Source organism: Solemya velum gill symbiont (genome assembly GCF_002020255.1).
Classification (GTDB): Bacteria; Pseudomonadota; Gammaproteobacteria; order Chromatiales; family Chromatiaceae.
This window is the reverse complement of sequence record NZ_MPQG01000001.1, coordinates 155338-168882: the sequence shown is the minus strand read 5'-3', so window position 1 is coordinate 168882 and position 13545 is coordinate 155338. Positions and strand designations below refer to the sequence as shown.

Here is a 13545-nt window from a genome sequence, read left to right as displayed (position 1 = left end):
CTCTGTTTATAACTTGTAACTATCTACCGCATCCATACTCGATAACCTGTCCGAAGCTGATGCCCGCATCGTTGACGGGTATACGTACCGGCAGGTGAACAGTGAAGTTCTCTTCTCTCAGCAGGGAGGCTGCCAGTTCGGTCAGTACGCGGTTCTGAAAAACGCCGCCGCTGAGGGTAACATGACTCACGCCATGACGCTGACGGATCAGTTGTGCCTTGCGCAGCAGGGTATGTGCCAGCGATGCATGAAAAGTGGCGGCGCGCTGTGCCTGTTCAGTCGAGCTGTCCGTCATCACTGCAAGCAGCGGCTGCCAGTCAGCAACAAGCATATCGTTTGATTCGCTGATATCAAGGGGCACATGCGTTGCCTTGTGATTGGCAAGGGCCTCCAGCAGCATCGCTCCCTGTCCCTCGTAGCTTGCCACGCTGCAAACACCACTTAGTGCAGCGGCGGCATCGAAGAGGCGGCCAACTGAACTGCTGCTTGGTGCATTGATGCCCTGTTCCCAGGCCTTTCTGAGCAATGGATCCTTCTCGGGTATCTGCGGGTATGGGTGGCCGGATTGCCAGCACAGTGCAGCAGCGCTGCGCCATGGTTCCCGGGCGGCCTTGTCACCGCCGGGCAGGCGAAACGGTCTGAAGCTTGCCACGCGCTTCCAGGAGCCTGGTTTGCCGAGAAAAGTTTCACCACCCCACAGCGTCTCGTCAGCGCCTAAACCGATACCATCCCATGTAAAGGCGATCACCTCCTCATGGCAGTAAAATTCATAACTGGCCGAGGCAGCATGGGCGTGGTGATGCAGAACAGTATGAACAGGCAGATTTTGCTTTTCTGCCCAGCGTGATGCGGTGTAACCCGGATGCGTATCACAAATGAGCACCTCTGCCTTCACCTGGTAAAGTTGCTGTAAATCGGCAATGGTCTCTTCGAACACCTGCAGTGCACGTGCAGTATTCATCTCACCAATGTGCGGTGAAAGTACAGCTCGCTTGCCCCATGCCAGTGTAATGACATTCTTCATTTGCGTACCAACTGCCAGTACGGGGTGTTCAAGGGTGAATGGCAAGGCGAGTTCAAAGGGTGCGGTTCCACGGCCAAGGCGGATGGGTCTTGGCATGCCCTCGCTGATGCGAAACACGGGGTCGTCCGCCGGACGTGCGATGGGGCGATTGTGATGCAGGAAGCGATCAGTGATATGGGCAAGGCGGCGTTCGACCTCGATACCATCTGTGAGTACCGGTTCACCACTGATGTTGGCAGAGGTTGCAACCAGTGGTGAAGCAAAGCTGTCCAGCAACAAGTGATGCAGCGGACTGTAGGGAAGCATAACGCCGATTTCCCCAAGTCCGGGTGCAAGTTGTGGAGAAAGTGCCGGTAACTTGTGTTTGTCGATCAGCAGGATCGGGCGACTGGGCTGGTTGAGAAAATCTGATTCATCTTGTTCCAGTGCCAGGCCATTGGTTTCGGCAGGGAGCATGACCGCCAGTGGCTTGTCTGGGCGCGGCTTGTTTCTACGCAGTTGCTTGATCACATCATCATTGGTTGCATCACAAACCAGGTGGTAACCGCCGATGCCCTTGACTGCAACAACGGCTCCGGATTTTAAAGCCTCGACTGTCGCAGTAATCGCCTCATCATTCCCCTCGATGGTTTGTCCGGCACGGCAAAACTGAAGAGATGGGCCGCACACCGGGCAGGCGATCGGTTCAGCGTGGAAACGCCTACTATTCGGATTCTCGTACTCCTCCTTGCACGATTCACACAAGGGGAACGTTTTCATCGTGGTGTTGGGCCTGTCGTAGGGAAGGGCTTCGATCAGGGTATAGCGGGGTCCGCACTGGGTGCAGTTGATGAAAGGGTAGCGATAGCGCAGATCAGACGGATTTTGCATCTCTGCAAGGCAGTCGTCACACAGATAGAGGTCTGTTGGCAGGCTGATCTCGGGATGCCCTGCATCCAGACTGTTCAGAATTTCAAAGCTTTCTGTTTGTTCACAAGCGACAGCTGTATCTGACTCCAGTTTCGGCTTCGCCAGCGGTGGGTGTTCTGTGAAAACAGCACTGAGGAAATCATTCTGTGCACTGACCGGACCCTGCACATGGATTTCGACTATCCCGACACAATTTCTGACCCAGCCGGTGAGGCGGTGTTGAGTTGCAAGTCGATAGATAAAGGGGCGAAAGCCAACCCCCTGTACCTTGCCCGAAAGAGTGATTTTCCTGGCTGAGATATCAACAGGACCTGCAGCAGGGCGGTTATCAGGCAAGCGTCTCTTCTCTCTCTTCTTGTGCTGCTGGTTCTCGAATGCCGGCAGACCACCAGATGCGACAGGCGCCCTCGTCGGAGACCATGCAGGGTCCAATCGGGTTGCGTGGCTTACACGCCGTGCCGAAGAGGCGGCACTGGTTGGGATAGAGCTTGCCGAGTACGACCTGGGCGCAGTCACAGCCCGGTGGCATTTCACCGGCGCGCTTGTGTGCATCATCTGCATAGGTCGGAAATCTCTCTCTTGCATCGTGTGATCGATAGGCTTCAGCCAACTGGTAGCCGGATGCAGGGATGATGCCGATACCGCGCCAGTTGGCATCGACGACCTGCATGGTAGTAGCAAGATGCGCCTGGGCAGACTTGTTGCCTCCCGCTCGTACCAGTTGCGGGTAACAGTTGTCGAGAAAACAGCGTCCCTCAATGAGCTGGCGCAGAGTTGAGTACATGGCTGCCAGCAGGCTCTCAGGGGTGAAACCGGCAACAGCGGCAGGAATCTTGTGATCCTTGACCACAAACTCCCACTCCTCGGGTCCCATTACGGTAGAGACATGACCTGGGGCGATCAGTGCATCGAAACCGGGCGTGCCGGAATCGAGCAGCATGGCAACAGCGGGCCATGTCAGGCGGCCCGAGAGAAGGATGGAAAGGTTGTCAGGTACGCCTTCGGCGAGCATGGCGGCAACCGGCGCCGTGGTGGTTTCAAAACCTGCAGCGAAAAAGACCACCTGTGTACCAGGATTGTCCCGTGCGATGGAGATTGCTTCCGTGGGTGAGGCGATAGGGCGAATGTCTGCGCCCTGTGCCTTTGCCTGTTCAAGCGTGCGTGCTTCGGCCTTGGCAACATTCACAGGGACGCGCAGCATGTCGCCAAAGGCAACCAGGATAATCTCTTCATGCAGTGCGAGCTGAATGGCCTCGAAGATATCCTCTTCCGGACAGATGCAGACGGGACAGCCGGGTCCCGGTACCAGTTCAATTGTATCGGGAAGCGCCTTGCGCAGACCGGCCATGGTGATGGAGCGTTCATGACCGCCACAGACGTTCATGATCTTTATCGGCCGTCCATCAGCTTTATCAAGTGGCAGGGCACGAATACGCTCAAGCCAGGTTTTTGCGCTTGCGCTCATCTGTTATGAACTGTGGGCGTGACTGTGCGTGTGCTGATGTTCGTGCTCGTGTGTGTGGTGCTTGTGTTCTGATGCGACCGGGTGTGCTTCAAGATAACTTCTTCTCTCTGCCGCCTGTTGTGCGACCCAATCGGCCCAGTCAGACATGCCCTCACCACTTTTTGACGAGAGTTCGATGATGGGTGCAGTGCTGGCGATATCCTGCAGGTAGCGCCTGGTACGCTCGGTTTTGAAGTCGTCGAGGTAAGGTAGCAGATCCGTTTTACTGATCATGACAAGGTCGGCGCTGCGGAACATGACCGGGTATTTGGCCGGTTTGTCGTCACCTTCGGGCACTGACAGCAGGGCAACATTCTGATGCTGCCCGAGATCGAAGCTCGCCGGGCACACAAGGTTGCCGACATTTTCGATAAAAACAACGTCGTATTCCGAGAGGTCGAGATTATGCAGTGCATCGTGGATCATGTGAGCATCAAGGTGGCAGGCACTGCCGGTTGCAATCTGGATCGCTTTAACACCGTGCTTGCGAATACGCTCGGCATCATTCTCTGTTTCCAGGTCACCCTCGATAACTGCGATTCTCAGCTTCGGATCGAGTTGCTTGATTGATGCTTCAAGCAGGGCAGTCTTTCCTGCACCGGGTGAGGACATCAGGTTGATCGCGAGGACGTTGTGTGAGTCGAAGTGCTCACGGTTGTGGCTGGCCGTGTGGTCATTCTCGTGTAACAGGCTGTGCAGTACGGTCACTGCCTCGTTGCCGCTCTCGGTCTTGGCAAGCTTGCCACCGGGTCTGATCAGTTCTTCATTGCCGGGTGTGATATTACAACCGCAGGTGTTACACATGGTGTTCTCCGTAATAATTCGACCTGTCACTATGACTTCAAGTTGGCGTAACAGAATTCAGTACTATTATATCAGTCATGCCTTGTCCTGTAGGAGCGGCGCCTTCGCCGCGATTTTCTCCCTAGCTTGTAGGAGGGGCGTCCCCGCCGCGATTCTCAGCCGTCTGCAGTTCCACGCTCATTAATAATAGCTCATCACCGCTGATCAGTGTGGTGCGCCATTCACCACACGCCGGGCAAACCAGCTTGTTCGGTGGGACATCGCTTTCAGTTTCGCAGGCGTTACACCTGATGCGGGTGGGTAGTTCGTCAATCATTAATTCAGCATCCCTGGCAACGGTGCCTGCACTGGCAACGGGGTAGGCGTGTTTCAGCAGCTGGGGTTCAACACCAGACAGTGCGCCAAGCCCGATCGTGATGGATACAACAGATTCAGCTTGCCGTTCATGCGCAATCGCTTCGACCTGGTCAATCAGTGACTGGCATATTGCAAGTTCATGCACTAAAGACTCCTTCAGCTGTCTGCTGCGAGCATCTGGTCGTACAGTTCCCAGGCAGTTTGCGCCTCTTGTTCAGAAATTTTCTGGATGGCGTAGCCGACATGTACGACAACGAAGTCATCTACATTGAGTTCTTCCTCCTGCATCATGAAAAGGCTGACATCGCGGCTCACCCCTTTTGCTTCACAACGGGCGGTGTAATTCTCGATCGATTTGATCTGCATTGGGATGCCAAGACACATAATGAGGAATATCCGGTTAAATAATTGAACTTATATTCAGTCAGTCAGGGAAAAGCTAATTGCTTGTTGATATTTATCAACAAGCTGATTAGGCTTAGTCAAGTATCATATAACTATAAGTTAAGGGCAAGAGTTGAATTCATGTCTATTGACAAAGAAACTACCTTGATACTCGGAGTCGGCAATACCCTCCTTACTGATGAGGGTGCAGGTATCCACGCCCTTAACCATCTTGAATCACTCTATCCCGATACACCACATCTAACCTTCCTTGATGGCGGAACACTCAGCTTCACGCTGGCTGCCTATATAGAAGAGTGCAACAACCTTATCGTTTTTGACGCCGCTGAACTTCATCAGCCTGCCGGCAGTGTGAGCGCTTTCGTCGGTGAGGAGATGGATGAGTTTCTGGGCCGTGCGAGACGCAGTGCACACGAGGTGGCCCTGCTTGACCTGATTGATATCGCACGACTCACCGGACACATGCCTGAGCATCGCGCATTGATTGGAATCCAGCCTGAGACGATCGAATGGGGCATGGAACCATCAGATGTTGTACGCGCGGGAATCGACAAGGCCCGGGACGAAGCGGTCACTCTGATAGAGCAGTGGCATCCATCAGGCGAAGAGAGAGTGGCGACAGTTGCCTAAAGAATCTTTCATCAGGATTGTTCCGACAGATAGATATAACGATTTCAGTGCAAGGATAAAATTGTAATGGACCAAACAGATTCAGTTATTCATTTCAACATCCAGGCCAGTGATCAGCTGACGTGGAATGTCGAGCCCTTGCTGCACGAAGTGAAACATGCGTTGGAGCGTCTCGCGACTGAGGATGAAACCTCGGTGATTGATCTGCGCAGCATTCCCCTTGCACCAGGTGAAGAGGATCGAATCCTGGAAATCCTCGGTCTTGGTGAAGTGGTGGCAAGACTCAATGTGCTGGGTTCAAGCGATGTGGTCGAAACAGAATACAGCGGAGTATGGGTAGTCACCCATTACAACGAAAATGAGGAGACTATCGGTCGATTCATTGAAGTGACCAGGATGCCAGAAATCCTTCGTTCACAGGCAGAAGATGTAGCCGAGGCAAGTGAGCGTCTCGCTCTTCGCCTTGAGGATGAACAGCAGGAAAAACAGACAAGTAACAAGCTAGCGGTGGAGAAATAAGCATGGCAAGTCATAGCGATAAAGAGAAGACCCTTGGTGATGTTCTGCGCAGTCATGGTGTATCGCGACGCAGCTTTATGAAATATTGTGCGACCACGGCATCAATGATGGCGATGTCGCCGGCAATGATTCCGATGATCGCCGAGGCACTTGAGAATGCGAAAAAGCCCTCGGTCATCTGGCTTTCGTTTCAGGAGTGCACCGGTTGTACAGAATCCCTGACCAGGGCCGGAGCATCAACTGTAGAAAACCTCATTTTCGACAGTATCTCGCTCGATTATCACCATACCTTGCAGGCAGCCTCGGGCCACAGGGCTGAAGAGGCAAAAGAAGAGGCGATGCACGAGAATCACGGTAAATACCTGCTGGTGGTTGATGGTTCAATCCCGATGGATAATCCCGGTTATTCAACCATTGCAGGCATCAGCAACTACGACATGCTGATGGAAGCGGCCGAGGGTGCTGCTGCAATTATCGCAGTTGGCACCTGTGCCACCTACGGTGGTCTTCCCAAGGCGAGCCCGAATCCGACAGGCGCAGTCTCCGTCAGTGATCTGATCAAGGACAAGCCGATTATCAATGTACCCGGCTGCCCGCCGATTCCGGTCGTTATCACCGGTGTGTTGACCCACTTCCTGACTTTTGGAGCCCTGCCGGAACTCGACGATCTCGGTCGCCCCAAGGCTTTTTATGGGCAGAGTATCCACGACCGCTGCTATCGCCGTCCTTTCTACGACAAGGGCCTCTTTGCCGAGACTTTTGACGATGAAGGTGCGAAAGCGGGATGGTGTCTCTACAAGCTGGGCTGCAGGGGGCCAACAACTTACAACGCTTGCGCAACCACCAAGTGGAATAACGGCACCAGCTTCCCGATCGAGTCCGGACACCCATGCCTTGGCTGTTCTGAGCCCGAGTTCTGGGACGGTGGCGGTTTCTACAAGGCACTCTCGATTCCGACAGCTGATGTTGGAGAGACCGTGCTTTATACGGCTGCAGGTGCGGCAGCAGCAGGTGTAGCACTTGGTGCATTGAACCGCGCAACGAAGGGAAGTGCGAACAAGGCGCACGAAAAAGTTACTCTTGAAGATCTGGAAAAATAACGGTTCTACTGAAGAGAAGAAATCATGAACGAAATAGCATTACTTGAATGGGTACGTGGTACTGGTTTTCAGATTGCGACAGTGGTTCTTGTCGCGGGCGTGATAATCCGTATATTCGAAATCCTCATGTTGGGGCGCAAGAAAAATCTTGCTGAAGCCAAGGGAAGTGAATTTTCCAGTGGTATGCGAACGATCGTGTCACGATCTGTACCTGAGTCTGATTCTTTCAAACGTTCGGCATTCACAATTGTTGCCGGATACATATTCCATATCGGACTCTTCGTGACTATTTTCCTGTTTGCTCCACACATCCTGTTAATTAGCGAGTTGACAGGTCTTGGCTGGCCGGCTTTGCCGACTCCGATTGTTGATGCCGTCGCAGTTCTCAGTATCATCGCCTTGCTCGCAATCCTGGTTCACAGGTTCAATAACAAGATATTGCGTTACCTGACAACACCAGGTGACCTGTTCATCTGGTTTGTGACCATCGCGCCACTGATTACCGGTTACATCGCTTTTCACCGTATCGGTATGAGCGGTCCAATGTTGCTGGCTGTCCATATTCTTAGTGTCGAGCTGTTGATGGTCGTGTTGCCATTCAGCAAGCTCACACACGTTTTTACAATCTTTATGGCAAGGTGGTACAACGGCGCCATTTCAGGTTATCGGGGGGTTCAATCATGAGTGCATCACTTGAGAAGGGAGTCAACGCCCTGAAGCAGCAGGTCGATTCATCCGTTGCAGCATTTTTCAGCAGTTGTGTGCACTGTGGCATGTGTGCGGATGCCTGTCTCTTCCAGACGGAAACCGGTAACCCGGCAAGCACGCCAATTGCCAAGGCCGAGCCATTGCGTCGTGTATGGAAATCGGAATACACCCTGCTGGGCCGCATTGGAAAAATGTTCGGGCTTAGCAAGAAGGTCGATGAGAAGTTGCTGACAGAGTGGGAAACCATGGTGTATGACAACTGCACCCTGTGTGGCCGTTGCTCAATGGTCTGCCCGGTGGGTAACGATATTGCGTTAATGATTCGTAAGACCCGTGAAGGCATGGCAGCAGCCGGTCATGCGCCGGAAGGGCTGATTGGTGCAACCAACCGTTCGATCAAGATCGGCAGCCCCATGGGCGTCAAACTGCCGGCACTGCTGGCTCAGATTCGTCACCTGGAAGAAGATACCGGTTTGAAGGTTCCTGTTGATGTCGAGGGTGCGGAATACATGCTACTGCTCTCGTCGATGGAAATTATGAATTTCCCGGAATTCATGGAGGCGATTGCAAGAATTTTCGACAAGGCTGGTGCTACATGGACAATCTCTTCGGAAGCGTTCGAGGCGACCAATTCAGGTATTCAAATCGGTGTCAGTGATCTCGCTGCCGAATTGGTACAGCGAGTTGTTGATGCGGCCGAGAAGCTGAAAGTGAAGACTGTTATCAGTCCTGAATGCGGACATGCCTACATGGCGATTCGCTGGGATGGACCAAACCTGGTCGGTAAGGCCTTTAGTTTCAAGGTGCGTCATATTCTCGAGGTACTTGATACCTTTCGCGAGGAAGGACGCCTCAAGCTTAAAGACAAGATTAGTGAGAAGGTTACCTATCACGACCCATGTCAGATTTCACGTCGTGGGGGTGTGATTGATCAGCCACGCAGGTTGATTGACCTGTTTGCTGATGATTTTGTCGAGATGCCGGATGCCGGAAAGATGAACTGGTGTTGCGGCGCTGGCGGTGGCGTCAGTTCCAACGAGCGTGCAGACGAAGTTCGTTTACAGGTATTCAAGCGCAAGAAAGCGCAGCTCGAAGAAGTCCAGCCTGATGCGATTATCAGTGCCTGTTCCAACTGCCGTATCCATATTGAAGATGGACTCGAGGAGTATGGAATGGATATTCCGTTAATGAGTCTGACAGAGACGCTGGCTGAACACCTGGCCGATGATTAACGGTTTAATTGCTGAAAACGAATACTCTGGAGCAAGATAAAATGAACCAAATAACCAGTGACGAAGAGTTCAGGAAGGCTTTGCAAGATCTGAACGAAACACAGCAGAGAGTCATTGCTGCCAAATTTGTGGAGCATGTTCTGTCGTTGTCAACTGACGAGCGAGTCGGTCGCGTGGTAAAAGTTGCTGCTGATGAAAGTGCCTCGCAGGATGAGCTTGCAGCTGCACTGAAATCAGCAAAGGCAGCAGCCATCGAAAGCCATACGCGTTGTGGTTCTGAAGGCGACTGGACCGAACAGGCCGGTTATTTTGTTGCACGCGCAGCAGTTGCTGCGGTTACGCCGCAGGCACAGGCAAAAAAGAACCCGGTATGGAGTGCGGCGATGAGCAGTCGCATGGCCCGCACCAGTATGTTAATAGATGATGAGCAAAGTGCAGGAAAAACGCACTCTGAAAATGAGTGGCAGTACGACACCCTGTCTGAATATTTACAGTCATAAGCGAATAAGTAGAGAGACATATCATGAGTACATCCGGCGGAAACGAAAGAATTGTAGTTGACCCGATTACCCGAATCGAAGGCCATCTGCGCATTGAAGCGGAGATGGATGGCAACAAGATTGGCAGCGCCTACTCGTCAGGAACAATGGTGCGTGGTATCGAGACAATCCTGAAGGGACGCGATCCGCGAGATGCCTGGGCATTTGCACAGCGTATCTGTGGTGTGTGCACGCTGGTACACGGGCTTGCATCGATCCGTTCGGTCGAGAATGCGCTGAGTTACAAGGTTCCGAAGAATGCGGATCTGATCCGCAACCTGATGAGCGGCGCGCAATACATCCATGACCATGTCATGCACTTCTACCACCTCCATGCACTCGACTGGGTTGACGTGGTATCAGCGCTGGATGCCGATCCGAAGGCGACTTCCGAACTGGCACAGTCACTCAGCAACTACCCGCGATCCTCTCCCGGCTACTTCTCCGATATGAAGAAGAAGCTGAAAGGCTTTGTCGAGGCAGGGCAGCTGGGCATTTTTGCCAAGGCATACTGGGGCCACCCGGCCTACAAGTTGCCACCTGAAGCGAACCTGATGGCAGTTTCCCACTACCTCGATGCACTCGAGTGGCAGCGTGATGTGGCACGCCTGCACACGATCTTTGGCGGCAAGAATCCGCATCCCAATTTTGTTGTCGGCGGTGTGCCCTGTGCGATTGATTTGAACTCCGATTCTGCCATCAATGCCAAGAAGCTTGCGCAGGTGCAGGAGATCATCAACAAGATGAAGGTCTTCGTCGAGCAGGTCTATATTCCTGATACGCTGGCGATTGCCGGTTTTTACAAGGACTGGGGCAGCCGTGGCGAGGGCCTGGGCAACTTCATGACCTATGGTGACTTCCCGTCCAACGGTATGGAAGATCCTTCCGGCTTCATGCTTCCGGCAGGAGCAATTCTCAATCGCGACCTGAGTAAAATCCACGAGGTCGATATGCACGCCCCCGATGAGATTCATGAATACGTCTCTCACTCCTGGTATGACTACGAGGGTGGCAAGGATACCGGGCTGCATCCGTATGATGGTGAAACCACCTTCAACTACACCGGGCCAAAACCGCCTTATAAACACCTCGATGTTGACCAGGCATACTCGTGGCTCAAGTCACCGCGTTGGAAAGGCCATTCAATGGAGGTCGGACCGCTGGCACGCGTCCTGATGCTCTATGCAACAGGTCATGAACAGACCAAGGACCTGGTCGGCATGACGCTCAGCAAGCTCGATGTGCCGGTTGAAGCGCTCTTTTCAACACTTGGCCGTACTGCGGCACGCACGCTGGAGACCAAAATCTTCGCCGATGCCATGCAGGGCTGGTTCGATGACCTGGTTGCCAATATCAAGGCTGGCGACACAAAAACCTTCAACGAGGTGTTGTGGGAGCCTTCATCCTGGCCGAAGAGCGCACAGGGCGTCGGTTTCATGGAGGCGCCTCGCGGTGGCCTTGCTCACTGGATTGTTATTGAGGACGAGACCATCAAGAACTACCAGGCGGTTGTTCCCAGTACATGGAATGCCGGCCCGCGCGACTCAAAAGGACAGCCTGGTGCCTACGAGGCAGCGCTGGAAGACAACCATGAACTGCACGATCCGGAGCAGCCGATTGAAATCCTGCGCACAATTCACAGTTTCGATCCCTGCATTGCCTGCGCAGTGCACGTGAGTGACTCGGATGGTAATGAACTGATTAATGTAAAGGTGAAATGATGAAAAAACTTCTGACACTTGCATCCACTCTTGGAAGCAGCGCTGCCATGGCGCATCCCGGTCATGCCCTGGGTGAAGCGATGCATGGTTTCTGGCATGCAGAGCACATTCTGCTGTTGCTGGCGATTGCAGTCGTTGCTGGCCTGGTAGCCTGGCACAAGCGCTGAAAAATTCGCGTATAACACGATAAAAACGGGTGCGGCTGAATCAGTCGCGCCCGTTTTTTTTACATCTAAAGCTTGTCAGCGCTTAGACCCCGAGATTTTTGTAGTTTTATTACAACAGGGAAATTCATGTTGACTGAATCGATGAATTAAGCATATACTTGCACATGTGAATAGGTTTATTCAGATTCGGTTTTATTGACCGTGTCTTTGGAAGTTTGTATTCAAAGGGGAAAATAAATGAAAAAAATTATTATGGCTGCATCAATCGCTGCTGCAATGGTCATTCCTGCAGCACATGCCGGTGTCACTATCTACGGCAAGATGCATGCATCGATTGATTACACTGACGTAGCCCTGGGTTACGGAGTTTCTTATTATGTCGATTTAGATGGCACTCGTGTCGATGATGATAATTACTCTGGCCCACTCGGTGACGAGCAGATGTGGGGCGTCAATAGCCGCGCCTCGCGCATTGGCTTCAAGGGTACCGAGGATCTTGGAAACGGCCTGAGCCTGGTCTGGAAAGCTGAAACCGGTTATGACATCGCAGACGGCGGAGCATGGGGCGGTGCACGCAACGCCTACATCGGTCTTGCCGGTGACTGGGGTACATTCCTTTACGGTATTCACGACACGCCATACAAAATGTCAACCGGTCGCCTTGACCCATTTGCTGATACTGCGGCAGACTTCAATGCGCCGACTGATTTCGGCATGTTTACCACCAACATGTTCTCGTTTCAGGATGTGCGTGCTGAAAACGCGATTGCTTATGTCAGTCCCAACATGAATGGCCTGACATTCGCAGCTGCAATTGTGCCTGGAGAAGGTGCAGCGTCATATTCTGCATTTGTTCCAAGTGCTTTTCCGGGTGATGATAGCGATTGCATAATAGACCACGATTTATGTTTTGATATCGACGAAGATATCCATGATGGTCTTGCAGATGCCTATTCTGTTGCTGCCATGTATGAAAACAACGGCCTCTATTTCTCCGCTGCTTATGAGTCTCTCCCAACTCACTCAACAAACTGGGGATTTGATGGTTCCTCTTTCACATTGCCCTCCGGACAGCAAGACAAGTATCGCTTGGGCGCCGGCTACACCATGAACAATCTGACCATTAATGGTGTCTATGAAAACCGTACAAGGGATTTTGGTTCAATCTCAATTTTCGAGTATGACCAGAAACTGGAAGCTGATATCGACATCTGGCAGGTATCTGCTGTTTATACGTTCGGCAATAGTGCACTGAAACTGGCTTATGGCCAGGGCGATATGTCCTTGGCTATGAGTGAGAGTAATCTTGGTGAGACTTATTCTGCGTTCGGTTATACAGGTGATCTCGACGCTGCCAAACTAGAGCGTTATGGCGAGCAGGAAGTGATCTCGGTCGGCCTGGAGCACAACTTCAGCAAGCGTACCAAGGTCTATGCGCTCTATACCATGCAAGAGGCTGATCTTGGAAATAAAGGCTCTGCACAAGGAACTGATGATGGTGCAGGCCCCTTCGATGTCGGTGGCGACGCCCATTTGACTGCTGAAAACGATACCTTCTCAATGGGTATGATTCACTCCTTCTAAGTTGTTTTTTACAACCTGATGAAGAATCAACGGGACCTTCGGGTCCCGTTTTTGTTTTACGTCAGCGTGTGTATTGCTTCTCTTGGTCTATCAGTACGGTTCCGGCCGTTGCGCTGGATGAAGATGATAACGGTCTTCTGTTTGAGTTGTTGCCCTGCACCATGCTTGTCACTGGTTTCGATCACTTCATGGGTGGAATACGGGCCAAATTTTATCACGTGATTTTCATGAATTTGTAGTTGCATTTAGGGTTCGGTACTGCTTAAATTGAATGTAATTGTGCCGCTGTATTTGCGGTAGGAATGCGTGCAAGCATTTAATTTGGAATAATCAATAAGTTAC

At 52.3% G+C, this 13545-nt stretch carries 15 protein-coding genes; 9 read left to right on the top strand and 6 right to left on the bottom strand.

The window, feature by feature from the left end; translation table 11 throughout:
- Positions 1-19: 19 nt before the first annotated feature.
- The 5 genes from hypF to BOW06_RS00740 all read right to left on the bottom strand — a co-directional run bounded on the left by hypF (position 20) and on the right by BOW06_RS00740 (position 4982).
- Entirely contained in the window at positions 20-2269 is a 2250-nt protein-coding gene (hypF, locus tag BOW06_RS00760; protein ID WP_230209779.1) for a carbamoyltransferase HypF, read from the bottom strand.
- Positions 2262-3398 carry a hydrogenase formation protein HypD gene (gene hypD, locus BOW06_RS00755; protein ID WP_078454366.1) on the bottom strand — a complete coding sequence of 379 codons (1137 nt, stop codon included), beginning with the start codon at positions 3396-3398 and terminating at the stop codon, positions 2262-2264. Before hypD ends, hypF begins: the two co-directional genes overlap by 8 nt.
- Before the next feature lie 3 nt (positions 3399-3401).
- Positions 3402-4241, bottom strand: coding sequence for a hydrogenase nickel incorporation protein HypB (gene hypB / locus BOW06_RS00750; protein ID WP_043118285.1), 840 nt, complete (start codon positions 4239-4241; stop codon positions 3402-3404).
- A gap of 121 nt (positions 4242-4362) precedes the next feature.
- A complete protein-coding gene (locus BOW06_RS00745; RefSeq protein ID WP_043118288.1) occupies positions 4363-4743 on the bottom strand; it encodes a hydrogenase maturation nickel metallochaperone HypA/HybF in 381 nt (126 codons plus the stop codon).
- 11 nt (positions 4744-4754) lie between these two features.
- Positions 4755-4982 carry a HypC/HybG/HupF family hydrogenase formation chaperone gene (locus BOW06_RS00740; RefSeq protein ID WP_043118290.1) on the bottom strand — a complete coding sequence of 76 codons (228 nt, stop codon included), beginning with the start codon at positions 4980-4982 and terminating at the stop codon, positions 4755-4757.
- 141 nt (positions 4983-5123) lie between these two features.
- Here BOW06_RS00740 and BOW06_RS00735 point away from each other — a divergent pair, with 141 nt between their 5' ends.
- The 9 genes from BOW06_RS00735 (at position 5124) to BOW06_RS00700 (ending at position 13203) form a co-directional block, all read left to right on the top strand.
- Positions 5124-5633, top strand: a complete 510-nt coding sequence (locus BOW06_RS00735; protein ID WP_043118291.1) for a HyaD/HybD family hydrogenase maturation endopeptidase — start codon at positions 5124-5126, stop codon at positions 5631-5633.
- Positions 5634-5699: 66 nt separating this feature from the next.
- Entirely contained in the window at positions 5700-6152 is a 453-nt protein-coding gene (locus tag BOW06_RS00730; RefSeq protein WP_052132300.1) for a hydrogenase expression/formation C-terminal domain-containing protein, read from the top strand.
- A 2-nt stretch (positions 6153-6154) separates the two neighbouring features.
- The gene (locus BOW06_RS00725; RefSeq protein ID WP_043118293.1) at positions 6155-7252 is read left to right on the top strand and encodes a hydrogenase small subunit; all 1098 of its coding nucleotides are present in this window, start codon (positions 6155-6157) and stop codon (positions 7250-7252) included.
- Between the two features lie 24 nt (positions 7253-7276).
- Entirely contained in the window at positions 7277-7936 is a 660-nt protein-coding gene (locus BOW06_RS00720; RefSeq protein ID WP_043118294.1) for a hypothetical protein, read from the top strand.
- Complete coding sequence (locus BOW06_RS00715; protein ID WP_143556053.1) at positions 7930-9192, top strand: (Fe-S)-binding protein; 1263 nt, start codon at positions 7930-7932, stop codon at positions 9190-9192. The genes BOW06_RS00720 and BOW06_RS00715 overlap by 7 nt, the downstream gene beginning before the upstream one ends.
- A gap of 41 nt (positions 9193-9233) precedes the next feature.
- A complete protein-coding gene (locus BOW06_RS00710; RefSeq protein WP_043118298.1) occupies positions 9234-9692 on the top strand; it encodes a hypothetical protein in 459 nt (152 codons plus the stop codon).
- 23 nt (positions 9693-9715) lie between these two features.
- Positions 9716-11452, top strand: coding sequence for a nickel-dependent hydrogenase large subunit (locus tag BOW06_RS00705; protein ID WP_043118301.1), 1737 nt, complete (start codon positions 9716-9718; stop codon positions 11450-11452).
- Positions 11452-11619: a hypothetical protein gene (locus BOW06_RS13015; RefSeq protein WP_179115099.1), complete on the top strand. Its 168-nt coding sequence runs from the start codon at positions 11452-11454 to the stop codon at positions 11617-11619. Before BOW06_RS00705 ends, BOW06_RS13015 begins: the two co-directional genes overlap by 1 nt.
- Positions 11620-11856: 237 nt before the next feature.
- On the top strand, positions 11857-13203 hold the full coding sequence (locus BOW06_RS00700; protein ID WP_078454364.1) for a porin: 1347 nt from the start codon (positions 11857-11859) through the stop codon (positions 13201-13203).
- 56 nt (positions 13204-13259) lie between these two features.
- Here BOW06_RS00700 and BOW06_RS00695 read toward each other — a convergent pair whose 3' ends face one another.
- Positions 13260-13448, bottom strand: coding sequence for a hypothetical protein (locus BOW06_RS00695; protein WP_078453554.1), 189 nt, complete (start codon positions 13446-13448; stop codon positions 13260-13262).
- Positions 13449-13545 lie beyond the last annotated feature (97 nt).

Coding starts and splice junctions, on each gene's coding strand:
- BOW06_RS13015 (WP_179115099.1), top strand. CDS start 11,452: ATGAAAAAACTTCTGACACTTGCATCCACTCTTGGAAGCAGCGCTGCC.
- BOW06_RS00725 (WP_043118293.1), top strand. CDS start 6,155: ATGGCAAGTCATAGCGATAAAGAGAAGACCCTTGGTGATGTTCTGCGC.
- BOW06_RS00705 (WP_043118301.1), top strand. CDS start 9,716: ATGAGTACATCCGGCGGAAACGAAAGAATTGTAGTTGACCCGATTACC.
- BOW06_RS00720 (WP_043118294.1), top strand. CDS start 7,277: ATGAACGAAATAGCATTACTTGAATGGGTACGTGGTACTGGTTTTCAG.
- BOW06_RS00710 (WP_043118298.1), top strand. CDS start 9,234: ATGAACCAAATAACCAGTGACGAAGAGTTCAGGAAGGCTTTGCAAGAT.
- BOW06_RS00735 (WP_043118291.1), top strand. CDS start 5,124: ATGTCTATTGACAAAGAAACTACCTTGATACTCGGAGTCGGCAATACC.
- hypB (WP_043118285.1), bottom strand. CDS start 4,241: ATGTGTAACACCTGCGGTTGTAATATCACACCCGGCAATGAAGAACTG.
- BOW06_RS00695 (WP_078453554.1), bottom strand. CDS start 13,448: ATGCAACTACAAATTCATGAAAATCACGTGATAAAATTTGGCCCGTAT.
- BOW06_RS00730 (WP_052132300.1), top strand. CDS start 5,700: ATGGACCAAACAGATTCAGTTATTCATTTCAACATCCAGGCCAGTGAT.
- hypD (WP_078454366.1), bottom strand. CDS start 3,398: ATGAGCGCAAGCGCAAAAACCTGGCTTGAGCGTATTCGTGCCCTGCCA.
- BOW06_RS00700 (WP_078454364.1), top strand. CDS start 11,857: ATGAAAAAAATTATTATGGCTGCATCAATCGCTGCTGCAATGGTCATT.
- BOW06_RS00740 (WP_043118290.1), bottom strand. CDS start 4,982: ATGTGTCTTGGCATCCCAATGCAGATCAAATCGATCGAGAATTACACC.